The organism is Adlercreutzia equolifaciens, assembly GCF_029076695.1.
Classification (GTDB): Bacteria; Actinomycetota; Coriobacteriia; order Coriobacteriales; family Eggerthellaceae; genus Adlercreutzia; species Adlercreutzia equolifaciens_A.
The window spans coordinates 1-302 of record NZ_JARFIK010000390.1 but is presented as its reverse complement, the minus strand read 5'-3'; the positions used below and the strand labels follow the sequence as shown (position 1 = coordinate 302).

General features: G+C 35.1%; 1 protein-coding gene. It reads left to right on the top strand.

All coding sequences use genetic code 11. The features are described 5' to 3' along the window. Positions 1 to 179 precede the first annotated feature (179 nt). The coding region (locus tag PZH32_RS14305) for a helix-turn-helix transcriptional regulator (RefSeq protein WP_428994053.1) at positions 180 to 302 on the top strand (123 nt) is incomplete at its 3' end.

Below are 302 nucleotides of genomic sequence, written 5' to 3'. Positions count from 1 at the left end.
GCAAGTGCGATCGAAAATTTATAATCGTCGATAGTTAAACTCATGTTTCTCACCTCGCTTTTTAGTCTACACCGTTTTGGTGTTGAATCCAAAATAACACCGTTTAGCTTTATTGTCAATAGCTTGTTGTAATTTTGACACCATATTGCTATAATGATTTTAGAGAGAGAGGTGATAGCATGAAATCAGACATAGTAAATAATCTTAAATTACTTCGCCAAAAAACGGGTATGTCGCAAAAAGAACTTGCCAGTAAATTGGGAGTGTCGCAGAATGCAGTATATAATTGGGAAAATGGGAAA